Origin of the sequence: Allobosea sp. ASV33 (assembly GCF_016428755.1) — a bacterium.
Lineage (GTDB): Bacteria > Pseudomonadota > Alphaproteobacteria > Rhizobiales > Beijerinckiaceae > Allobosea.
The window spans coordinates 1-452 of sequence record NZ_JAELTI010000203.1; the positions used below are offsets into that span (position 1 = coordinate 1).

General features: G+C 62.6%; 1 protein-coding gene. It reads right to left on the reverse strand.

Features of this window, described 5'->3' with window-relative positions:
* The coding region (locus tag JHD80_RS27115; RefSeq protein ID WP_199093676.1) for a tryptophan 7-halogenase at positions 1 to 452 on the reverse strand (452 nt) is incomplete at both ends.

Genomic DNA, 452 nt, shown 5'->3' on the forward strand with positions numbered 1-452 from the left:
GTCATAGCGCGCCACCATCATCTCGTTGAAGTGGCGTGCCGCGCGTTCCATGTCGTCGGTATCGCCGGGCAACAGATGGGTGAGCAGATAGGTGGCCAGCTCAATCAGTGCAATGCCCGTCGACTCCAACGGCTCGACGAAACCGCCGGCCAGGCCCACCACCACGCAGTTCTTGCGCCAGTGCTCGGGGCGGTAGCCGGTTTCGAACTTGATATGCATCGCCTTGAGACCCTCGGCGGCCGGGCCAAGATAGCTGCGAAACACCTGCTCGGCGCGCTCGGTGTCCGTATGGCGGGAGGAATAGACATAACCCACGCCGCGCCGCTTTTGCAGACCGATATCCCAGATCCAGCCGGCCTCCTGCGCGGTGGAAATAGTGTAGGAAGGAATCGGTGTATCCGCGTGCTCGTACGGCACCTGCATGGCCACCGCGCGATCGGCGAACAGTACGT